Here is a 21,515-nt window from a genome sequence, read left to right on the forward strand (position 1 = left end):
GTCCTGGGCAGGTGGGCGGCTTCACAGCGCAACGGCGCGGGTGACGGTGACAACAAGGATTCCGGCGCTGATCGTGTAGCGGACGAACACTCCCGTGATCGTCGCTTCCCGGCGATCTCGGTCGCTGCCGACCTGTACGGAGCCGGACCCGTAGGGCGCGTGGCCGATGGACGAGTCCACGGCGTCCTTGAAGGCCCGAACCTGCCCAAAGGACAGGGGTTTGAGGCCGTCTTCGGCCTCATTCGTGTATTGCACGCGATAGCTCATGTGATCGCGTTCCCGTCTCGGTCCACGCAGTCGCTGAAGTCGCCGGCCTTGAGGCGCTCATGTACAGCCTCGTCGTCCTCCTGGGCCTCCGGGGGAAGCGCCCAGTGCAGGATGGCGTCTCGTTCGAGTCGATCGAGCGGGGTCTCGTACATGACCTTGTCGAACTCGTCGCGGCGGTCCTCGGGCAGCGCCGCCCGAATCTCGGCGAGCGTGTTCGGCAGCTCGATCCGCTCACCGCGGACGACGGTGGTCCTGGGCATGGATGGCCTCCCTTTCGCAGCGGCCATTCAGGATGGCATCGTTCCGTTCGCCAGGGACAGCCGGCGCACGCGGGCGCAACACGCGTCGGGGAGTGCGCCCCCGCGACTCCGAACTCGCCGCAGGTCACAACCCCCGCAACCGGTGAAGCATGAGCAGCGCGGCGACCGCGTTGGCCGAGCGGACCTCGCCGCGTGCGATCAGGTCGGGGACCTCCTTCAGTGGCACCCATTCGACCCGATCGGACTCGAACGCGTCCTCCGGGTCACCGACGTGCTCGCCGCGGTCGGACCAGTAGACGTGGTGCACGGCGTCGGACAGGCCGTTCGACGGCTCCACACTGAGCAGATGCCGTAGCGGACCGGGACGCCAACCCGTCTCTTCGAGCATTTCGCGCGCTGCGGCTTCCTCCACGGATTCACCCGCCTCGGTTTCGACGACCCCGGCGGCGAGTTCCCAACCCCAGGTGTCGGTGATGAAACGATGCCGCCAGAGCAGGAGGGCCCGGTCCAGGTCGTCGACGATGGTGGCCAGGGCGACGGGGCGTTGCCGGATCAGGAAGTGGTCCAGGTGTCTCCCGTCGGGGAGTTCGACATCGGCGAGCCGGATCGTGAACCACTTGTTGGCGTACACGTCGCTCTCACGGTGCTTGATCCACTTCACACACGCCTCCCGTGGGCTCGGCGCTCCCCGCCGGCAGCGCACCGCCCGGACAGTTTCGACCTTCTCCGCCACCTCGCGCACAGCCGGTTCGCCCAAACGACGTACGCACCGAGCGCACGATCTCGCCAATGCCTCCGGTCGGTCCCGAGATGATTCGAGCCCGTCTCCGACCGATCTGGAGACGGACTCGAACGCGTGGTTCAGCGAGTGGCGTCGAGGAATGCTTCCCATGCCGCGATACCGGTTGTGACGACGGGCGAATGGCTGACCTTGGTGTCGCGAACCCCCACCTTGACGGCGAGCGAAGCGACCTCGACACAGTTGCCGCCTTGGCTACCGCTGTAGCTGGACTTGCGCCACAACGGAGCGTGACCTGCGGTGAGTACGGTCATAGCTCCCCTGCAATCTGTTCGATCCGCTGAATCGACTCTCGAACATCGAGCGCCTGCGAACGCAGGATTCCATACCGCTGAACCACGGCCCGCACCCCGTCCTGATCCGAGATCCAGTAACTGCCACCCTGCCTCCGCATACCCGAGCGTTCGCCCGTCCTTGGTCTCGAGAATGGCCATCGGGCCGTCCATTCCGGCGTGTTCCTCGCACTCCATCGGCATGACCTGAACCGACACGTTGCGCATCCGGGCCACCTCACGGACGCGCTGGACCTGTTCGCGCTGAACCTCCCGGCCGCCGAACGGTCGTCGGAGGATCCACTCCTCCAGAATGAAACCCAAGTCGGCCGCCGGCTTGCGAGAGAAGAGTCGTTGCCGCGCGATCCGACCTGTGACCAAACGTTCGATGTCCTCGTCATCGAGAGCCGGCCGATATGCGCTGATCATGCATCGCGCATACTGCGGCGTCTGGAGAAGTCCGGGAACAGCCACGTTCTCGTAGTTGTAGAGCGAGTGGGCGGTCTCCTCCTCTTCCGCGAACACTGCGAAGAACCCCGGGAAAGTCGGGTCCTTGAGGTGCTTGGCACCGACGAGCAGCGTTCCCTGCCCGCCCAAGACCTTGCTGAGGGTCTCGACGGTATCCACTTGTGGAACGCGCGCTCCGCGCTCCCAAGCGGTAATGGTGTGCGGGCTGTTGCCGATCTTGCCGCCCAAGGCTTCTTTGCTCAGCCCGGCTTGTTCACGAAGGTGTTTGAGCTGAGCGCCGAACATCTCGGCAAGCGGGTTCGAGTTGTTGTTGTCCACTTCGGCGCCTCCCGAGTTCATGCCCCGTATAGAGCGGGGTCGAGCCTGTACACGCCAGTACAGACTCGGGCCGTTCCGTATTTCGCGGGCCCCGAGGTGTACACACTGCGTGCAGGCGTCACTACTGGTCACGGTAGGCGCTCGGCGGCAGGCTGGTGGTCATGACAGCAGACCGCCACCCGATCGCGGCGTCGATTCCGGATCCGCACAGGTGTATTCCGCGCGAGTATTCGCAACTCCAGGGTACTGGCAAGCATTTCGACCTCGTGCGGATTGCGAGCCTGCACGGCGAGGGTGTTGCCAAGGCGATACGGACGTTCTGCACACCGTCCTGATCCGCGACCCGGCCGGGATTCTCGACCCGGTCGACCGGACCGGCCGGGCCACGTCCGGTACCTGAACCGTCCCCTGCCGCCGCCCGCGCCCGACCACGCCGGCGGGCGGCGCCCGGTCCCGCAGTCTCCGACACGGCTGCGGGGCCGGGCCCTTCGACCCCTTGCCCGGCCGGGTGCCTGAAGACCCCCGCACGCCCGGCCGGGCAAGGCCATCGACCCACCGCCCGAAAGGAGGGTCGTGACCCCACCACCCCACGGCCGCCAAGCCGCCCTCGCTCGCCTCGCCGCAACCGCCGCCGAACGCACCCGACTTCAGGGCCGACCACCGAACCCCGCAACAACGCCGCAGCACCGACGGCAAACCCACCACCAACAGTGTCGCACCGCCGGCGCCGCACTCCGTGCCGCAGTCGCCGACGCCCACCACGCCGGCATACCCGCCGAAATCATCGCCCGCACCGTCGGATTCTCACCCGGCTACGTACGGATGATCCTGCACCGCGAACACACCCCCGCGCCCATTCGGCACCGGACGCAGATCGCCCCTGCCGTCCTATTCCGTATCCAAGGAGCGACCGTGCCCACCTCACCCCCGTGGTCGATCGGCGATCATCTCTGGCGCAAGCTCGGCCCCGGCAACCACCACCTCGGCACCATCACCCGAATCTGGCACGACGGCACCCGATGGATGGTCGAATACGAACACGGCGTGCGAACGCGGCAGACGGACACCGCGCCCGCCGCCGAGATGTACAAGGCAGGCCCGATCACCCGACCGGTCTGAACGACGGCGCCCACAAGGCCACTTCGTCTCACCCGCCGCACCACGCAGCCCGCAGCCGCCGCATCGCGTCCGGCCGGGCGCATCCGGAAACGCGCACGCGCCGGACGGGCCGAGTGTTCGGCTCGTCCGGCGCGGGGGAGCGGCCGACCGGGGGTTAGCTCTTCGTGGCCATCGCCCTCAGGAAGAAGGTCAGGTTGGCCGGGCGTTCGGCGAGGCGGCGCATGAAGTAGCCGTACCACTCGGCGCCGTAGGGGAGGTAGATCCGCATCAGGTCGCCGCGCTCGACGATCCGGGCCTGCTCCTCCGGGCGGATCCCGTACAACATCTGGAACTCGAAGCTGCCCGGCGCCCGCCCGGCCAGGTCCGCCAGGTGGCGCGCGATGGCGATCAGGCGCGGGTCGTGCGAGGCCACCATCGGGTAGCCCGCACCCCCCATCAGGATGCGCAGGCATCGCACGTACGAACGGTCCACGTCGCTCTTGCCCTGGAACGCGACCGACTCCGGCTCCTGGTAGGCGCCCTTGCACAACCGCACCCGCGAGCCCTCGTAGGCCAGGTCCCGACAGTCCTGCTCGGTGCGGCGCAGGTACGCCTGGAGCACCGCGCCCACCCACGGGAAGTCCACCCGCAGCTCGCGCAGGATGCCCAGGGTCGAGTCGGTCGTGGTGTGGTCCTCCATGTCCAGGGTGACCGTGGTGCCCACCTTCGCCGCGGCCGCGCAGATCCGCCGGGCGTTCTCCAGGGCTATCCGCTCGCCGTCGCCGGGCAGGAACTGCCCGACGGCGGAGAGCTTGACGGACACCTCGGCGCTGCGCGCGAGCCCGGTCTGGCCGAGCGTGTCCAGCAGCGCCTCGTAGGCGTCCACCGTCGCGTCCGCCTGGGACCGGTCGGCGGTGTCCTCGCCGAGGTGATCGAGCGTCACCTTGCGGCCGGAGTCGACCAGTTCGCGGGTCACCCGGACCGCGTCCGCGAGCACGTCGCCCGCGACGAACCGGTCCACGATGGCCCGGGTCGGCGGCAGGTTCTCGACCAGCGAGCGGGTCCGCGGCGAGCGGGCCGCCGCGAGGATGGGACTGCGAAGCATGTTCTACTCCCGAAATACCGGTGGGGTGAGGGTCAGCCCATGTGCGGGTAGCGGTGGTCCGTCGCCGGGACGAACGTCTCCTTGATCGAGCGCGAGCTGGTCCAGCGCATCAGGTTCTGCATCGCGCCGGCCTTGTCGTTGGTGCCGGACGCGCGCCCGCCGCCGAACGGCTGCTGACCCACCACCGCGCCGGTGGGGCGGTCGTTGATGTAGAAGTTGCCCGCCGCGAACCGCAACACGTGCGCCGTGTGGGCGATCACCTCGCGGTCCTGGGCGATGATCGCGCCGGTCAGGCCGTACGCGGACACCGACTCCATCTGGGTGAGCATCGCCTCGTACGCGTCGTCCTCGTAGACGTGCACGGCCAGGATCGGGCCGAAGTACTCGTCCTTGAAGATCTCGTGGTCGGCGTTCGCCGAGACCAGCACGGTGGGTCGGACGAACCAGCCGACGCTGTCGTCGTAGCTGCCGCCCGCGACGACCTCGACCGTGTCGTCGGCGTGCGCACGGTCGATCGCGGCCTTGTTCTTGGCGAACGCGCGCTCGTCGATGACCGCGCCCAGGAAGTGGCTCAGGTCGGTGGGGTCGCCCATCGACAGGCCGTCGACGGTGGCCAGGAAGTCGTCCTTGAAGCCGCTCTCCCAGATCGAGCGCGGGATGTAGGCGCGCGAGGCGGCCGAGCACTTCTGCCCCTGGTACTCGAACGCGCCGCGCACCAGCGCGGTCCGCAGCACGTCGTGGTCGGCGCTGGGGTGCGCGACCACGAAGTCCTTGCCGCCGGTCTCGCCGACGATCCGCGGGTAGGTGCGGTAGCCGGCGATGTTCTCGCCCACCGTGCGCCACAGGTGCTGGAAGGTGGCGGTGGAGCCGGTGAAGTGGATGCCCGCGAGTGCGGGGTGCTTCAGCGCGACCTCGGAGACCGCGATGCCGTCGCCGGTGACCAGGTTGATCACACCGGCCGGCAGTCCGGCCTCTTCCAGCAGGCGCATCAGCAGCACGGCCGAGAAGGTCTGGGTCGGCGACGGCTTCCAGACCACCACGTTGCCCATCAGCGCCGGTGCGGTGGGCAGGTTGCCCGCGATGGCGGTGAAGTTGAACGGGGTGATCGCGTAGACGAAGCCCTCCAGCGGCCGGTGGTCCGTGCGGTTCCACACACCCGGGCTGCTGATCGGCTGCTCGGCCAGCACGCGGCGGGCGAAGTGCACGTTGAAGCGCCAGAAGTCGATCAGCTCGCAGGCCGAGTCGATCTCGGCCTGCTGCGCGTTCTTGCCCTGGCCCAGCATGGTCGCGGCGGCGATCGTCTCGCGCCACGGGCCGGCGAGCAGGTCGGCGGCCTTGAGGAAGATCGCCGCACGGTCGTCGAAGGACAGGTCGGCCCAGCCAGGCGCGGCGGCCAGGGCCGCGTCGATCGCGTCCCGGGCGTCCTGGGTGCCGGCGTGCGCGAAGGTGCCCAGCCGCGCGCCGTGGTTGTGCGGCTGAACCACGTCGCCGTGCTCACCGGAGCCCATTCGGCGCGCGCCACCGATGGTCATCGGGAGCTCGATCGGGGCCGCGGCCAGTTCCTTGAGCTTCGCTTCGAGGCGGGCCCGCGCGGGCGTGCCGGGGGCGTAGTCGTGTACCGGCTCGTTGACCGGGGCGGGGACCTGGGTCACAGCGTCCAAAACGGCGCTCCTGTTCGGTGCTCTGGTTCTCGGCTGTTCGGGTGGCCGACCGTCGAGGTGTCGGCGGTCCGGCGGTGTGTGAATGCCACGCGCCGACGGGGCTGAACCACCACGATTTCGGGCATTGATCTCGCGCTCAACGGTAGGCCGGGCGCGACCCACGGTGTTTATCCGATCGGCTAAACTCGAAACTCCACGCTTTGCTCATCGGCCAACACCCACGAAGGGGCGGCAGTGCCCGAAAGCGGTGTCCCGCTCCGCGAACTCCTGGCCGCGCTGGGTGGCCCGGTCGGCGACGGCCCGGTCCGGGTCGCGGCCGCTGCCGGCGGCCTGGAGGGCCTGGTTCGGCACGTGTCGATCCTGGACCCCGAGGAGGAGCCGCACGCGATGCCGGGCGACCTGCTCCTGGCGGTGGGGCTGCGCGGCCGGGCGGCGGCGGGCACGGTCCGCGCGGCGGGCGCGGCCGGCGCGGTGGCGGTCGCGGTCAAGGGCGAACACGCCGCGCTGCGCGAGGTGGCCGACGCGGCGGGCGTGGTGCTGCTCTCGGTGCGCCCGGAGGCGCGCTGGGAGCGGGTCGCCGCCCTCGCGCACGCCGCCTTGGACGAGCAGCCGGACGCCGAACCCCCGGACGGCGGCGACCTGTTTTCGCTCGCCCAGACCACCGCGATGCTCACCGGCGGCGGGGTGAGCATCGAGGACAGCGCCAACCGGGTGCTCGCCTACTCGCGCTCGACCGGGCCGGACGAGGCGGACGAACTGCGCCGGTTGTCCATCCTGGGTTGGCAGGGGCCGGAGGAGTACATGGCCCGGCTGCGCGACTGGGGTGTCTTCCATCGGCTGCGCACCACGACCGAGGTGGTCGCCGTCGAGGAGCGCCCCGACCTGGGCATCCGCCGCCGACTCGCGGTCGGCGTGCACGCGGGCGGGCGCTGGCTGGGCACGATCTGGGTCCAGGAGGGCCGCCGGCCGCTCGCCGAGCGGGCCGAGGAGGTGCTGCTCGGGGCGGCCCGGGTGGCCGCGCTGCACCTGGTCCGCCGGCGTACCCGGCTGCCCGCCGAGGCCGGGGTGACCCGGGAGGGCGTCGCGGGCCTGCTCACCGGCGTGGTCGCGGCCCGGACCGCCGCCGCGCAGTTGGGCCTGGATCCGGTGCGACCGGTGTTGGTCATCGGCTTCGCGGTGCGGGCGGGCGCGCCGGACGAGTCGTCACAGGAGCTGGCCCGGACCGAGTTGGCCAACCTGGTCTCGGTGTACGCGGCGGCCCGGCACAGCCACGCGCACGTCGCGCCGCTGGGCTCGCGCCTGTACGTACTGCTGTCCGCGCCGCCGCCCGAGTCGGTCGTGCTCGGTTGGGCGCAGGAGATCGCCGAGGCCGCGCACGGCCACCTCGACCTGGCGGTGCGCGGCGCGGTCGGCGACCCGGCACCGAGCCTGGCCCGCACGCCGGCGGCCCGGGAATCGGTCGACCGGGTCCTGGACGCGATGGCGGCCGGCGACGTGTCGGCCGAGGTGGCGGCGCTGTCCCAGGTGCGGCCGGCGGTGCTGTACGGCGAGGTCCAGGCGCTGCTGAGGGAGCAACGGCAGATCCGCGACCCCCGACTGATCGCGCTGCGGGCGCACGACGCCGAGCACGACACCGAATACGCGGACTCGGTGCTGGCCTGGCTGGAAGCGCTGGGCGACGTGCGCGCCGCGGCGGCGGGGCTGCACATCCACCCCAACACGCTGCGCTACCGGATCCGCCGGGCCGGCGAACTCACCGGCCTGGACCTGACCGACGCCAAGACCCGCCTGCTCGCCGCGCTGCTGTTGCGATTGTCGGAGTGACGACCCGGCGGCGCACGCTCGTCGGCCCCGCGGCGGAACGCTCAGACGTTGATGCCGAGTTCGTCCAACAGATCCAGGCTCACGTACTCGCCGCCGGTCCGGGACGCCGGACCGTCGCACAGTTCGAGGGTGGCGGAGACCATCTGGTCCATGGTCTCGATCTGATCGGGCCGCAACTGGCCGCCGACCAACTCCTCCGCGCCCTCGCTGAGCACCGCGGCTCGCGGTTCGATGGTGTTCACCCGGATCCCGGTCCCGTACAGCTCCGCGGCCAGCGCGTTGGTGATCCTGTTCAGCGCCGCCTTGGACGCCCCGTACACCGCGGTCTTGGTACCCAGCACGCCCAACTCGAACGGCGGCCCCGCCCACGGCCGCGCGGTGCCGCTGGTCACGTTCACGATCCAGCCCTCGCCGCGGCCGGCCATCGCGGGCACCACCGCCTGACACAACTCCATCGGGGCCAGCACGTTCACCTCGAAGTGCAGCCGGGCGCGTCGTTGCGGATACACCCGCAACGACGCGTAGGAGGCCATCGCCGCGTTGTTGACCAGGATGTCGATCGGCCCGCCGAGTGCCTCCACGGCGGTGGGTACGATCCGGGCCCGCTGCGCCTCGTCGGACAGATCGGCCACCACGACCGCACTGCGCCGACCGTGCCGGGCGATCAGCGTCTCGGTGCGCTCCAACGACCCGGCCAGGTTCCCCTGCCGCAGGGTCCGCGCGGTCACCGCCACATCGGCCCCTTCGGCCGCGAGCCGCACCGCCAGCGCCGCCCCGATCCCCCGACTGGCCCCGGTGATCAATGCCCTACGTCCCTCGAACCGCTTGGCCACGGCGTCTCTCCCCTGCTTCCGGACAACTGCCTGCCGACACCATCCTCACAACAGTGGACTAAGTCAACCATCAGGGCCCGAAATCCCACCCCGTGAAACCCGCGAGCCGGGCGGCCGGTGCCGTCGCCGACGCGTACGGGGAGGCGGGGACCCGGGGTCCCCGCCTCGCCCGGCTCAGGCCAGGCTGCGGCAGTACAGCGCGTCCGGGTACTTGAACGGCTTGCCGAAGCGGCCGGTGTAGGCGACGCCCGCCACGTACTCGTTCGTCGCGCACTGACCCTTGTAGTTGCCCGAGGCGAACTCGCCGCCGGGATTGCCCGCGGGTCGCGCGTCGCCCCGGTCGAACCACACCGTGCGGCTCGACGACGCACCGACCGGCGCCGGCGCGCACAACGCGCTTGCGAAGGTGGTGGCGCGCAGGCTGTACCCGACCATCATCTGCCCGGTCGGGCACTGGACCTTCGAGTAGCCGCCGGCCCAGTCGTACGACACGTAACGCTCGTCCCACACGACCGTGGCCGGCGCGCTCGGTACCACCGCGCCCGCGTCGGTGCACAGGCCGCGGCCGTCATGGTGGGACAGGCCGATCAGCCTTTGGCCGTCGGGGCACGTGCCCTTGCGGGCGCCGGTGTCCCAGTCCGGACGGGACCGCATCTCGAGCGACGCGTCGAAGTCGCCGTGGTCCAGGTTGAGCATCGACCAGTCGGCGACCGGTGCGATCCGTCCGGTACGGGCGGGCGCGGTGATCAGACGATTCCAGATCGGGGTGCGCCAGTCGCCCGGGTCCAGGATGCCGGCGCGGTTGCCGGCGGCATCCCAGGACACCAGGGACCAACTGTTCGGGATCCCGTCCCGCTGCCAACCCACCAGCGGCCACACCGCGAAGTCGGTGTCCCGGCTGATCAGATGGTCCACGAAGTTGCCGAACCACGCGCGGGACTGCGGGTTCGTCTCGGTGAATCCGTCGCCGAACTCGCTGATCCACAGCGGTGCCGTGAAGTGTTGCCCCTCGGTCGTGACGAAGAACGCCTGCCGATCCAGCGTGGCCCGAAGCTCGGTGAGGGAGAGCTCCTGGTAGCGCCAGTCGTGCGTCTCGCCGGTACCGGTCGCGCCGGTGTGGTTGGGCCCGGTGTAGCCGTAGAAGTGCGCCGAGTAGACCAGCTTGTGCGCGTTCACGAGCGTGTGCGAGAGCGTGTTCGCGGGCTCCAACGTGGGGCGCCCGTGCGGGAGTCCGTCCAGCGGGATGCCCTGCCAGTTGATCCCCTCGACCACGATCAGCAGATCCGGATTGGCCTCGGTCAGGATCCGGTCGCCCACGTGCTGGGACGCGGCCTGCCAGTCCTTGTCGTTGCCCCAGCCCCAGTTGGGGTCGTCCCACGTGTTGCGGCGGACCTCGTTGTACAGGTCGGCGCCGACGACGCGCTTGTTGTCCCTGTACCTGCGGGCCATGAACAGCCAGTCGTTCTCCCACGTCTCGGTGGACTGCGACGTGTTCCAGCGTTCGTTGCCGTCGAGTCCGCAGCACCAACGGGACGTCGTGGTGTGGTTGTTCATGACGACCGCGAAGCCGGCGTCGGTGAGCGCGGTGACCACGGCGTCGTAGACCTGAATCGGGGTCTTGCCGCGCAGTTGCGGGTTGGCGGCGACGGAGGCGTCCGTGACCGGCGTGCTCTTGTGGATCATCTCGTTGGAGAACTGGAGCCGGATGCTGTTCAGTCCGAGCTGCCGGAAGTTGTCGACGACGGTCGGGATCGCGACGCGATCCAGCCCCATCGGCATCTCGTGGGAGATCTCCTTGTCGTGATAGTCGGCCGGGTCCTCGATGTCCCCGGAGCCGCCCCAGGTACCCGAGGCGCCGTGCCAACTACCGGATTTGAGCTTGAAGCGGTTTCCGTCGGCGTCGACGATCCACCGCCCCCGAGTGCTGAGCGGTGGGGTCCACGACTCGGCGAGGGCGGTGGTGACGGTGCCGGGCGCGCTCGGCGGCGGCCCTGCTTTCGCGGTGGTCGGGACGAGTAGGGCAGCGGCCAATGTGGTCAGGGCGGTGCCTATGACGACGGGTCCGACACGGTTTCTGGTCAAGGGTTCCCTGTCCCTAATGTGAGGTGGCTCTCGCGGGCTGTCGCAGTATCGGTGCGGGAATCGTTCCGCACCAGTACGCGCGGTTACTACTCCGTATTGCCGACCGTAGGAGGCAGTTCGACGCGACCCGCGACGCGGTGACACGGGAACCGTTCGCCCGGCGCCGACGACAAAGACCGCCTGGAGGCCGTCGGTCGGCCCGAAGTCCTCGTCGCTGCGGGGCACCCCGAACCCTGGGCACACTCCGCCCGTGGACGGACGACTCGCGGGACTTCGTCGCCGGGACGAGACCGGCGCACGAGGCCGGGTGCGCGGCGATGGGGAACGGCGTGTCGAGGACGGGTGCGTGACGGTGACGATCGTCGGGATCGGTCAGCGCGGGATGTCGATCGGGGGCAGGACGTCGGCGGTGGGGGTGAAGCGGGTCGGGGTGGCGAAGGTGCCGGTGGTGGGCGGGGGTTCGTGGTGATCGGCGGTGGAGTCGGTGCGGCGCAGGACGACCAGGCCGGCGATCGGTGGGGCCGGCGGGTCGGGGGCCAGGAAGGGCTCGTCGGTGACGCCGGCGAAGGCTTCGCGGGCCGTGGTCGCCGGGTCGGGGGCGGCGTACTCCAGGATGTCGGCGCCCAACCGGCGGCCGGTGTTGCGCAGGTGCAGGTAGGCCGTCGTGCAGTCCTCGCGCTCGGTGGTGCCGCCGGCCTCGGCCAGTGCCCGCTCGTAGGCGGCGTGCACCTCGGGCGGGGTGGCCGCCGGGGTGATGCCGAGGACGTCGTAGGGCGAACGCTCCGCTGCGGGCATGTTCGGTGCTCCGAGGTGTGCTTGGTGGGGACGATCGTTCAGTAGTAGCCGTGGATCCGGGCTCGGATCTCGTCCAGGATCTCCCGGGTGCCGTCCGTCGGGTGGTACTCGTTCGCGCGCTCCAGGTGCACGAGCGCCGTGTGGTTGTGACCCATGTTCGCCTGCCGGACCCCCTCGTTGTGCAGCGCCAGGGCCAGCAGCACGCTGTTCTCCGGGGTCAACGGGATCGCCTCCAGGGTCCGGATCGCGTCCTGGTAGCGCTCCTCGCGCAGGTACACCGCCACCAGCGCGTCCCGCAGCCTGGGCTCCTCGTACTCGCCGAGCGCCCGGGTGAGCACCTCGATCGCCTCGTACGCGCCGCCCTTGGCGAGCAGATCGTAGGCCCGGTCCACCACCACCACGATCCACGCCTCGCGCAGCGACTCGATCTCCAGGCCGCCGGCGATCTCGTGGCGCAGCAACTCCTCCGCGACCTCGTAGTGCCGCGCGTAGTAGTGGTTGAACGCCAACGCCCGGCGGGTGGGCGGGTCGTCGCCGTAGTGCCGGGCCTCCTCCAGCAGATCGATGGCCCGGTCGAAGTCGTCGTCCCGCTCGCGCGTTTGGGCCGCGTCCACCAACAGCGCGGCCACCCGGCGGCGCGCCTCGGCCGCGATCGAGGAGCCGACGATCGAGGCGCCCGGGATCGCCGGCCCCGAGGCCGCCACCGATTCCGGCGCTCCCGAGTCGGACGAGCCTTCGGCCGAATGCTCCGGCCCGCCGCCCGCGTCCGCGAGTTCGAGCGCCTCGCGCATCGCCGCCACCGCCTGCTCGCGCGCGCCGCCGCGCAACGCCAGGCGCTCGGCGCTCAGGAACAGCGCGTTGGTCAGCCCGATCCGACCCGCCTCGCCGGGATCGAGCGCGTACGCCTCGCGCATCGCCACCACCGCCTCCGCGACGGCCGCGTCGGTGTTCCTCGCCAACAACTCCATCACCAGCCCACGCAGCGCGCCGGCCGCCAACGCCCGAACCGACTCGTCCTGCGGAGTCAGCTCCAGCGCCCGGCGGACCAGCGCGATCGCGTCGCGGTACAGCTTGCCTTCATGCGCCTGCCGGGCGAGTTGCGCGTACGCCCCGGCCAACGCCTCGCGCAGACCCGGCCCGTCCGGAGCCAGCGCCCACGCGCGTTCCAACAGCCGCGCCGCCTCGGTGTGTTCGTGCGGGTCGGCGGCCAAAGCGGCCTGCGCGGCCCGGACTCCCACCTCGGCCGCCAGCCGCGTCGCATCGGCGGGGATCGGCGTGGCCTGCTCCAGACACGCCAGCGCCGGCGCCCACTCCGCGCGCTCGGCCAGATCCCGGGCCCGGGCCAGATGAGCCCGAGCCAGCAGCGCGGCCACCCCGGGTGTCGCGGCCGGCCCGGCCAACCCGGCCAGCGCGGTCAGCCCCGTGATCGCCTCGTCGAACCGGCCCGCGTCGATCAGGTGGTGGTACACACCCAACGGGCCGAGCAGCTCGGCGGTGTGCGGATCCACCGCCGCCGATACGGCGGCGGCCAGTTCGCGGCCCGCCGGCGAGCCGTGCTCGGGATCGGCGACCCGGGCCAGGAACAGCGGACCGCAGGCGATCGAGGCCGGCGCCGGCTCGGTCCGCGCGACGCGTTCGGTCGCGGCCACCTCCAACGCCCAGCGCTGGGCCAGTTCGCGATACAACGCGGCCACCGGACCCTCGCTCCGCTCGGCGCGCTCGCGCAACTCGCGATGCACCCGCTCGATCTGCCCGGTGCGCGCGGTGTCGATCCGCTCGTCGGATATCTCCCGGCCGGTGCGCGCCTCGAGGTCTATCCAGAACCTCGGGCTGTACAACACCGCGGCCCAAGTACCGCACACCAGTTGCCACATCGCGGCGGTCTGCCCCGCGTCGCCGGCCGATCCGGCGCGCAGCGCGGACAGCGCCAGACACTGGAGGTTGCGCACATCGGTGGGCACCGCGCGTTCCAGGTCGAGCCGGATCGCGATCGAGGCATCGTGCCGATCCGCGCGGGCGTGCGCGAGCGCCTGCCACGAGCGCAGCAGCGGTCGGGCCCGACGCACCTGTGGCAACTCCGGTACCAGCCGCGCGGCCCGCTCCACGTCCGCCGCCGCGGCGACCAGGTCGGCACTGTGCACGGCGGCCCGATGCACGTACACCCGCGCCGCGATCAGCCTGCCCTCGTCGCTCGCCCCGGGCCCCGCCAACAACTGCTCCAGGCCCGCCGCGGCCGCGTCGTGATCACCGCGCTGGGCACGCAACAGGGCCAACAGGTGGTGTGCCGAGGTGCGGTCGCCGCCGCGGGCCCAGCGGATCAGCTCGACCTCCGCCGCCTCGCTCGTCCCGGCCCGATGCGCACACGCGGTCAACGCGGCCAACATCGCGTCCACACAACCACCACAACGCGCCGGCAACGCGTCACCGGCGGCGCCGGTCCCACCGGGGCCGGCCGGCACCCCGTGGTCCGCGCAATAGGCCCGTCCGCATTGACCACAGGCCGCCCGCGCCGACGTCGCACAGCCCGCCGTCTCGCAGATCGCCGCCTGGGGATCCGGCTCCGGCGGCCCGGGGACCACCAGCGCCTGCCGGTACGCCTCGGCCGCGTCGCCCCACCGGCGCCCCCGCGCGGCATGCATTCCGCGCACCGCCCACGCGGCCGGTTCGGCCTCCGCCAGCGCCCCCAGCGGCACCGTGCCCGCGCCGAGCGCGAGCCGGGCCAGCGGTGCCAGATGGCCCACCCGCGGATCGGCCACCGGATCGAGCGCGGCCGACAACCGCACGGCGACCGCCGGTTCGCCCGCGTACAACGCCGCGATCGCCAGATGCACCCGGATCCGCCGATCGCCCGGCACCAGCGCGACCGCCGCGCCGAGTCGATCCCGCGCGCTCTGCAGCGGCGCGCCGCGATCGCGGCCGAACCGCAACAGCTCGGCGCCCTCGCGAAACAGCGTCTCGGCCAACGCGACGCGATACCCCTCGTGGTCGGGGAACGCCTCCCGGCACGCCTGCCAGTGCTCGCGCGCGAGCGCGTGATCCCCGGCGTCCAGCGCGGCACGGGCCAGCAGATCGCGCGCGGTGGCCACATTGTGCGTCCGGATCGCGTCGTTGACCCCGCCCGGCGCCGCCCACAACTCGTCCGCCCGCTCGACCCGGCCCAGTCGGGCGTAACCCAGGGCCAGATGGAAGCGCGCCGCGCCGGTCGGCTCGGTCCGCACCGGCGCCAGCACCTCGATCCCCTCCGCGAGCCGGCCCGCCGCGATCCGGGCCGCGCCCAGGCGCACCACGCCCGGCGTCCAGTCCGGCCGATCCGCCAACCCGCTCTCGTACGCCTCGGCGGCGCCCGGATGCTCGCCGGCGTGCTCGCGCACCAGACCCAGTCCGAAACGGGCCGGCACGTACCCCGGGTCGAGCCGCGCGGCGATCTCGAACTCGCGCCGGGCCAGCGTCCATTCGTCCTCCAGCACGGCCAGCGTCCCACGCGAGTAGTGCGCCCGCGGATCGCCCGGCGCGGCGGCCACCGCGGCCTCCGCGTCGGCCCGCGCCGCGCCCAGATCCCCCTCGTCCCGATAGGCGATGCCCCGGAACAACAACGCCTCGGCGGCCAACGGCGAATCGTCGTCCACCCGGTCCAACACGCGCCAGAACGAGGCGATCGCGTCCTGCCGCCGCTCGTCCCGCAAACGCACGCACGCCTGCCGATGATGCGCGAGCGCACTGTCGTCGCCCGCCGCGATCGCCGCCGAGAACGCCGCGTCGGCCGACCGGAGTTCGTCGGCCGCGCTGTAGGCGCGGGCGAGCAGATGGTGCTGCGCCGCGGTGCGCTCGCGGACCTCGGCCAGGTGCACCACCGCACGCGCCGCGTCGCCCTGCTCGAACAGCGCGCGGCCCAGCCCGAACCGGGCCCGCGCGTGCCCGGGTTCGGCGGCCACCACACGCTCGAAGCAGGGTGCTGCCGCCGCGAAGTCCTCGTCCTGGTCGTGCAGGATGCCCAGGGTCAGGTTGGCCGCGAGGTGCCGGGGTTGCTTCGCCAGCACCCGTCGCAACACCGGGAAGGCCCCGTCCCGTTCCCCCCGGGCCAGCGTGAGCGTCACGAATTCCATTTGTACGTCCGCGTGTTCGGGCAGCAGGTCGGCCGCCCGGCGCAGCGGCTCCAGGGCGGCCGCGTCCCGGCCGAGCGCGTGCTGGGCGCGGCCCAGCCCGAGCCAGCCCTGTGCGTGGGAGGGGGCCAGCGTGCAGGTGCGGGTGAGCAGGGCCACGGCGGCTTCCAGCGCCGCGTCCCGGGACACCTTGTCGGCGGGCTTGCGGCGCAGATGGGTCAGTGCCATCGCGTACAGCACCTCGGGCCGCTCCGGCTCGATGGTCAGCGAGCGTTCGAACGCCGCGAGCGCCTCGTCCGGCCGCCCGGCGTCGCGGTGCAGCCTGCCCAGCTCGTAGCCGGTGGCCGCGCGCGCCACGAGCCGGTCGGCGCGCTCGAACGCGGCGATCGCCTCGGCCGGCCGACCGAGGTCGCGCAGCGCGCAGGCACGGGCGTACACCGCCCATTCCAGCCGAGGTGCTCCCGCCTCGATCCGACCCGCGAGCTCCTCGACCGCGACCAGCGCCTCCCTGGACAGGCCGACGGCGACCACGCACCTGGCCTCCAGGAAGTCGTAGGCGAGATGGTCGGGGTCGGTGTCGGTGCGGGTGACCAGGTCCACGCAGATGGCGATGTCCAGCGCGTCCGGTCCCGGCCGCCGGGTCGCCTCGGCGGCGGTCAGCTCCAGCGCGGCGGCGGGCAGCGCGGTCAGCGCGAACGCGGTGCGGAACGCGGCGATCGCGTCCGTCGAGCGGCCCTGGCGGCCGGCCACCTCGCCGAGTCCGATCAACGCCCGGCCGCGGGTGCCGGTGAGCGTGTCCGGGGTGCCGGGCCGGACCAGCGCGTCCGCGACACGTCGATAGCCGCGCTCGGCCGCGGCGAGCCGGCCTGCCCGGTGCGCGGCCTCGGCCTGGGTCAACAGGGTGTCGGCGCGGGCCGCGATCGAGGCGGGGCCTCGACGAATACCGAACCACATCAGGGCGGCCACCAAGGCGATGAGGGCCGCGACGGCGGCGAGTAGCGGGACCGTCATCGGGCGGCCCACGGGGTATGTCGAACTTCGTCGATCAACGGGTCCCCCGACCGTTCATCCCAACAACACCGTGCATGCAGATATCGAGCGCTCATGCTAGAACACCGATCCTCCGACTTTCAGGTGCCTGGTGGGCCCGGCTTGGGCAAAATCACGCCGCGCGCCGCCCCGGCGCCGTCGGGGCGGCGGCCGGTGCCGACTACGCTCGGTGGCCATGACCACCACACCGCCCCCGGATCGACCGACCGAACAGGATTTCCGCCGGCTGCTGGAGCACACCGGTGCCGAGATCACCCCTGGGCTGACCTCGGACGAGCTCGATTCGGTGGAAACGCGGTTCGATATCCGGTTCGCCGCCGATCACCGTCTGTTGTTGTCGGCCGGCCTGCCGATCGGGAAGGGTTGGCCGAATTGGCGCGATGGCAACGCGCGCGGCCTCAAGGCCCAACTGGGCTGGCCGGCCGAGGGCGTGCTGTACGACGTGGAGCACAACGCGTTCTGGCCGGCGGCGTGGGGGGCCCGCCCGGCGCAGCTTCGGCACGCGCTCAAGTCGGCGCGCTACCAGCTCGCGCGGGTGCCGACGATGGTCCCGGTATTCGGCCATCGTTACCTGCCCGGCATCGCGGGGCAGTGGGACCACCCGGTGTTGTCCATGATGCAGACCGACATCGTGGTCTACGGCGCGAATCTGGCGAACTACCTCGCGGTGGAGTTCGCCGACGGCAGCCCCGAACACGCACCGGTGACCGTGCCGTTCTGGTGCGACCTGGTCTCCTGAGCGGACCCGCCCGGCGTGCCCCGGGGCGGTGAACGCGGGCCGCACTCGGCCTCAGTCGGTGAGCCGGGTGTGATCGGCGTCCGGCAGCCAGTCCCGGGTCGGGTCGTGGTCGAGCCAGCGTTCGCGGGCGCCGATCCGGCCGAACTCGCGTAGCAGGTACGCCATTTGCGGGTGAGGGCGATCCGCGTTCCACAGCAGCGACCAGGCGTACAGCGGGGTGGGCTCGACCAGCGGGATGGAGCGCACCGCACGGGCGGCGGCGGGCAGCGCATGGTCGGCGGGCAGCAGCGCGAAGCACGTGGGGTCGGTACGCAACCGGTCGACGAAGTGCTCCAGGCCCAGGTTGGGCCCGGTGGCCCACTCGGTGATCCCGAACGTGTCGGCGAAACGTTTCAGGAAGTCGAGCCGGTCCACCGCCGCCGGGCACCACAACACACTGTCGCGCAGATCGCTCGGGCGCAGCGTGTCGGCGCCGGCCAGCGGGTGGCCGATCCCGACCACGGCGTCCACCGGTTCCAGCCGGACCAGCCGATGGGTCAGCCCGTGCGGCGTGCCGCCCGGCAGCGGATGCACCCGGCCGAAGCCCGTGTCCACGTCGCCCCGCACGATCGCGGCGGCGACGGTGGGCAGATCGCGGCCCGCGCCCGGTTCCAGGTCCAGCTCCGGCGCGGCCTCGATCACCCGGGCGAGCGTGCGCATCGGCGCGTACAGGTGACCCCACACGTCCAGTCGCACGCCGGGCCGCGCCTGTCGGAGCGCGTCGACCGCGAGGTCGGCGGCGGCCAGTGCCCGGCGGGCCGGTTCCAGGAAGCGGGCCCCGGCCTCGGTCGGGGCCACCCCTCGACCACCCTTGCCGCCCCGGTCCACCAGCGCGACGCCCAGCTCGTTCTCCAGTCGGGCCAGCCGCTTGGACAGCGCCTGCTGGCTGATCGCCAACTGCTCGGCGGCCCGGCCGAAGTGCCGCAGTTCGGCCACGGCGACGAAGGAACGAACCCGGGCGAGGTCGAGATCCATGCCGCCCACCATAGGTGACAACCAAAGGTTGTCAGTGCTGCCGGTCGGTTGTTGGACCCGGGTTCGGCTGTGGACGTTTCCTTGATCCCGACGGGGACGCCGAGCGGCGCACCCGGCCGGCCGACTCGGCCGGCGCACTCGCGCGGCCGGCCCGGAACCCGAACACCCGATCCAGGAGCACCCCGAATGAAGGCGTTGACACCGACCGGAGCGACCGACACGTGGGTCGCCCACGAGGACGTACCGCAGCCGCGCCCGGGTCCGGACGAGGCGCTGGTCAAGGTCGAGGCGTTCGCGGTCAACCGAGGCGAGACCTTCCTGCTGGAGCACCCGCGCCCGGGACACCGACCGGGCAAGGACGTCGCGGGCCTGGTGGTCCAGGCGGCGGCGGACGGATCGGGGCCCGCGGTGTGCACGCGGGTGGTCGGGCACCCGATGGCCGGCGGTTGGGCCGAGTACGTGGCCGTCCCCACGTCCGCGCTCGCGCCGATCCCCGAGTCGGTTTCCGCCGTCCGGGCTGCGGCGCTGCCGCTGGCCGGGTTGACCGCGCTGCGGCTGTTGCGCACGGCGGGACCGGTCGCGGGCCGTCGGCTGCTGCTGACCGGGGCGTCCGGCGGGGTCGGCCACTACTTCACCGAACTCGCGGCCGGCGCCGGTGCCGAGGTCACCGCGGTCACCCGGTCGCCGGAGCGGGGTCGGCGGCTGATCGAACTGGGCGCGACCGGGGTCGTGCACGATCTCGACGACGCGGTCGGTCCCTACGACGTCGTGCTCGAATCGACCGGCGGTACCGAACTGCCCCGAGCGTTGGCCCGGTTGCGTCGACGCGGGCTGTTGATCTGGTTCGGCCAGGCCAGTCGCACGCCGATCACCCTCGACTTCTTCGATCTGTTCGCCGGGCCCGAATCGGCGACGCTGCGGCACTTCCACTACCTGGACTTCGACACCCCGTACGCGACCGATCTCGCCACGCTGGTCCGCCTGGTCGACGGAGGGCGGCTGCATCCGGAGGTCGATCGGATCGCCGACTGGTCCGAAACCGGATCGATCCTCACCGCGCTGCGCGAACGCCGGGTGCGCGGCAAGGCCGTACTGACCATTTCCTGACGCCGATCCCGATCCTGATCCGGCCTGACCCGGCTCTCCCGGGTGGGCCGACCGACACGTTTTGGAGTACGCGATGAACACCACGACCACCGCCACCACCGCCGCCGCCAAGGACGTCGTCATCCGCTATGTCGAGGCCGTCGCCGAAGGCGATCTCCCAAGCATCCGGGCGAGCTTCGCCGAGGACGCCACCTGGACCTACCCCGGTGAACTGCCCATTTCCCGCACCTGGGTCGGCCGGGACACGATCGTCGACGACTTCCTCGGCGACGTCGGCGCGCTCCTGCGACCGGAGACCGTGGCGATCCGCCTGGTGTCGGTGCACGCGGACGGCGACCGGGTGTTCGCCGAGTGGACGTCGGACGCGGTGGCGGTCACCGGCGTCGAGTACCACAACCGCTGCCTGGGGATCTTCGTGGTCGCGGACGGTCGGATCACGTCGGTGCACGAGTACGCGGACACCGGGCACACGGCGCGCGTGCTCTTCCCGGACCACGTGGCGGCCTGACCTGGGCGACGTGGGCTCCGAGGCCGAGTTCGACGCCGACGCCGACGCCGACGCCGACGCCGATTTCGAGTCCGACACCGATTCCGACTCGCCAAGCAAGAGAGCGCTGCCTTCGCCATGACCTCGTCTTCCGGCACCACCGTTTTCGAACTGCCCGCATTCCTCCCGCAGTTCACCGCAGGCAACCGCTCCCGGGCGATCGTGTGCGGACTCGACCCGTTCGAGTACGACCGCGTCGTCGGCGGACTCGACACCCTCCGCGACTGGCTGCCCGCGTTCCGCCGGGTCGGCGAGACGTACCGCGCGGCGGGCGAGCGGTACGCGGCGGACGGGCACATCGTGTCCGCGGGCGACGCGTTTCGTACCGCCGCCCGCTGGTTGCACTGTGCCACCTTCCCGCCGCTCGCCGACCACACGCGCACCATCGCGGCGGCGCGCGAGGCGGATGCGGCGATGGTGCGGGCGTTCGCATACCTGGACCCGGGCGCGACGCGGATCGAGGGGGAGGGGTTCGCCGGCTGGTTGCGCCGGCCGGTCGGGGCGACCGGGCCGGCCCGGGTGGTGGTCGTGGTACCCGGCCTCAATTCCGGCAAGGAGGAGTTCCACGCCGTCGACGAAGCCCTGTTGCGGCGCGGCGTGGCGACCTTCTCCTTCGACGGGCCCGGCCAGGGCGTGCTGGTCGACACCGCGCCCCGGGCCGACTACCACCGGGTGGTCGGCCGGGTGATCGACGCCTTGGCGACCCGTACCGACCTCGACACCGGCGCCGGCGTCGGCCTGATCGGGATGAGCCTGGGCGGCTTCTACGCGATCCTGACCGCCGCGCACGAACCACGCGTGGCCGCCACCGTCGCGGTCAGCGGCCCGTACCGGCTCGATTGGGCGGAACTGCCCTTGTTCGTCCGGGAGACGCTCACCGTGCGAACCGGGTCCGTGGGCGCCGCCGAGGAGTTCGTGCGCGGCGTCGATCTGGCCGGCATCGCCTCGGGCATCGGCACGCCGTTGTGGGTGGTCGAAGGCGGCGATGACGTCACCCCCGGCGTGCTGCCGGCCGAACTCGCCGCGCACGAGGCGCCCTTGGGCGAGTCGCTGGTGCTTCCGCACGGCGATCACCTGCTGTGCAACGCCCAATCCGGCTGGGTCCCCGACACCGCCGACCGGCTCGTGGATCGACTCGTGGGTCGGCTCGGGGATCCGCTCGGCTAGGGCCTGTCC

General features: G+C 71.8%; 18 protein-coding genes. 7 read left to right on the forward strand and 11 right to left on the reverse strand.

The window, feature by feature from the left end:
* Nucleotides 1-21: 21 nt before the first annotated feature.
* From ACFXMF_RS10750 to ACFXMF_RS10765, 4 genes are all read right to left on the reverse strand, one after another.
* On the reverse strand, nt 22-267 hold the full coding sequence (locus ACFXMF_RS10750; RefSeq protein WP_360312682.1) for a hypothetical protein: 246 nt from the start codon (nt 265-267) through the stop codon (nt 22-24).
* Nucleotides 264-527 carry a hypothetical protein gene (locus ACFXMF_RS10755; protein WP_360312684.1) on the reverse strand — a complete coding sequence of 88 codons (264 nt, stop codon included), beginning with the start codon at nt 525-527 and terminating at the stop codon, nt 264-266. The genes ACFXMF_RS10750 and ACFXMF_RS10755 overlap by 4 nt, the downstream gene beginning before the upstream one ends.
* 124 nt (nt 528-651) lie before the next feature.
* Nucleotides 652-1,188: an NUDIX hydrolase gene (locus ACFXMF_RS10760; protein WP_379988841.1), complete on the reverse strand. Its 537-nt coding sequence runs from the start codon at nt 1,186-1,188 to the stop codon at nt 652-654.
* A gap of 200 nt (nt 1,189-1,388) precedes the next feature.
* Nucleotides 1,389-2,384: a Scr1 family TA system antitoxin-like transcriptional regulator gene (locus tag ACFXMF_RS10765; protein WP_379988842.1), complete on the reverse strand. Its 996-nt coding sequence runs from the start codon at nt 2,382-2,384 to the stop codon at nt 1,389-1,391.
* Between the two features lie 161 nt (nt 2,385-2,545).
* Here ACFXMF_RS10765 and ACFXMF_RS10770 point away from each other — a divergent pair, with 161 nt between their 5' ends.
* Both ACFXMF_RS10770 and ACFXMF_RS10775 read left to right on the forward strand, forming a co-directional pair.
* The gene (locus ACFXMF_RS10770; RefSeq protein WP_379988843.1) at nt 2,546-2,719 is read left to right on the forward strand and encodes a hypothetical protein; all 174 of its coding nucleotides are present in this window, start codon (nt 2,546-2,548) and stop codon (nt 2,717-2,719) included.
* Between the two features lie 577 nt (nt 2,720-3,296).
* Nucleotides 3,297-3,503 carry a hypothetical protein gene (locus ACFXMF_RS10775; protein ID WP_360312692.1) on the forward strand — a complete coding sequence of 69 codons (207 nt, stop codon included), beginning with the start codon at nt 3,297-3,299 and terminating at the stop codon, nt 3,501-3,503.
* Nucleotides 3,504-3,657: 154 nt separating this feature from the next.
* On the opposite strand, the gene ACFXMF_RS10780 is transcribed toward ACFXMF_RS10775, so the two are convergent.
* Both ACFXMF_RS10780 and pruA read right to left on the reverse strand, forming a co-directional pair.
* Nucleotides 3,658-4,587, reverse strand: a complete 930-nt coding sequence (locus tag ACFXMF_RS10780) for a proline dehydrogenase family protein (RefSeq protein ID WP_360312694.1) — start codon at nt 4,585-4,587, stop codon at nt 3,658-3,660.
* Between the two features lie 32 nt (nt 4,588-4,619).
* Entirely contained in the window at nt 4,620-6,248 is a 1,629-nt protein-coding gene (pruA, locus tag ACFXMF_RS10785; RefSeq protein ID WP_360312696.1) for an L-glutamate gamma-semialdehyde dehydrogenase, read from the reverse strand.
* 234 nt (nt 6,249-6,482) lie between these two features.
* On the opposite strand from pruA, the gene ACFXMF_RS10790 reads away from it, so the two are divergent.
* On the forward strand, nt 6,483-8,072 hold the full coding sequence (locus ACFXMF_RS10790) for a helix-turn-helix domain-containing protein (protein WP_360312698.1): 1,590 nt from the start codon (nt 6,483-6,485) through the stop codon (nt 8,070-8,072).
* Between the two features lie 41 nt (nt 8,073-8,113).
* Here the strand turns inward: ACFXMF_RS10790 and ACFXMF_RS10795 are convergent, their stop codons facing one another.
* The 4 genes from ACFXMF_RS10795 to ACFXMF_RS10810 form a co-directional block, all read right to left on the reverse strand.
* Nucleotides 8,114-8,905 carry an SDR family oxidoreductase gene (locus tag ACFXMF_RS10795; RefSeq protein WP_360312700.1) on the reverse strand — a complete coding sequence of 264 codons (792 nt, stop codon included), beginning with the start codon at nt 8,903-8,905 and terminating at the stop codon, nt 8,114-8,116.
* A gap of 174 nt (nt 8,906-9,079) precedes the next feature.
* Entirely contained in the window at nt 9,080-10,987 is a 1,908-nt protein-coding gene (locus ACFXMF_RS10800; protein WP_379988845.1) for a glycoside hydrolase family 5 protein, read from the reverse strand.
* A 372-nt stretch (nt 10,988-11,359) separates the two neighbouring features.
* A complete protein-coding gene (locus ACFXMF_RS10805; RefSeq protein WP_360312704.1) occupies nt 11,360-11,782 on the reverse strand; it encodes a hypothetical protein in 423 nt (140 codons plus the stop codon).
* A gap of 38 nt (nt 11,783-11,820) precedes the next feature.
* Entirely contained in the window at nt 11,821-16,893 is a 5,073-nt protein-coding gene (locus tag ACFXMF_RS10810; protein ID WP_379988846.1) for a tetratricopeptide repeat protein, read from the reverse strand.
* A gap of 214 nt (nt 16,894-17,107) precedes the next feature.
* Here ACFXMF_RS10810 and ACFXMF_RS10815 point away from each other — a divergent pair, with 214 nt between their 5' ends.
* Nucleotides 17,108-17,671: a hypothetical protein gene (locus ACFXMF_RS10815; protein WP_360312708.1), complete on the forward strand. Its 564-nt coding sequence runs from the start codon at nt 17,108-17,110 to the stop codon at nt 17,669-17,671.
* A 51-nt stretch (nt 17,672-17,722) separates the two neighbouring features.
* Here the strand turns inward: ACFXMF_RS10815 and ACFXMF_RS10820 are convergent, their stop codons facing one another.
* On the reverse strand, nt 17,723-18,685 hold the full coding sequence (locus ACFXMF_RS10820; protein WP_360312710.1) for a LysR family transcriptional regulator: 963 nt from the start codon (nt 18,683-18,685) through the stop codon (nt 17,723-17,725).
* A gap of 186 nt (nt 18,686-18,871) precedes the next feature.
* Between ACFXMF_RS10820 and ACFXMF_RS10825 the strand changes: the two genes are divergently transcribed.
* From ACFXMF_RS10825 to ACFXMF_RS10835, 3 genes are all read left to right on the forward strand, one after another.
* Entirely contained in the window at nt 18,872-19,792 is a 921-nt protein-coding gene (locus ACFXMF_RS10825) for a zinc-binding dehydrogenase (RefSeq protein WP_379988847.1), read from the forward strand.
* Between the two features lie 73 nt (nt 19,793-19,865).
* A complete protein-coding gene (locus ACFXMF_RS10830; RefSeq protein ID WP_360312714.1) occupies nt 19,866-20,300 on the forward strand; it encodes a nuclear transport factor 2 family protein in 435 nt (144 codons plus the stop codon).
* Between the two features lie 117 nt (nt 20,301-20,417).
* Nucleotides 20,418-21,506 (forward strand): alpha/beta hydrolase, encoded by a 1,089-nt coding sequence (locus ACFXMF_RS10835; protein ID WP_379988848.1) that lies wholly within the window; start codon nt 20,418-20,420, stop codon nt 21,504-21,506.
* Nucleotides 21,507-21,515 lie beyond the last annotated feature (9 nt).

Source organism: Embleya sp. NPDC059213 (assembly GCF_042754445.1).
In the GTDB taxonomy this organism is placed as follows: Bacteria; Actinomycetota; Actinomycetes; order Streptomycetales; family Streptomycetaceae; genus Embleya.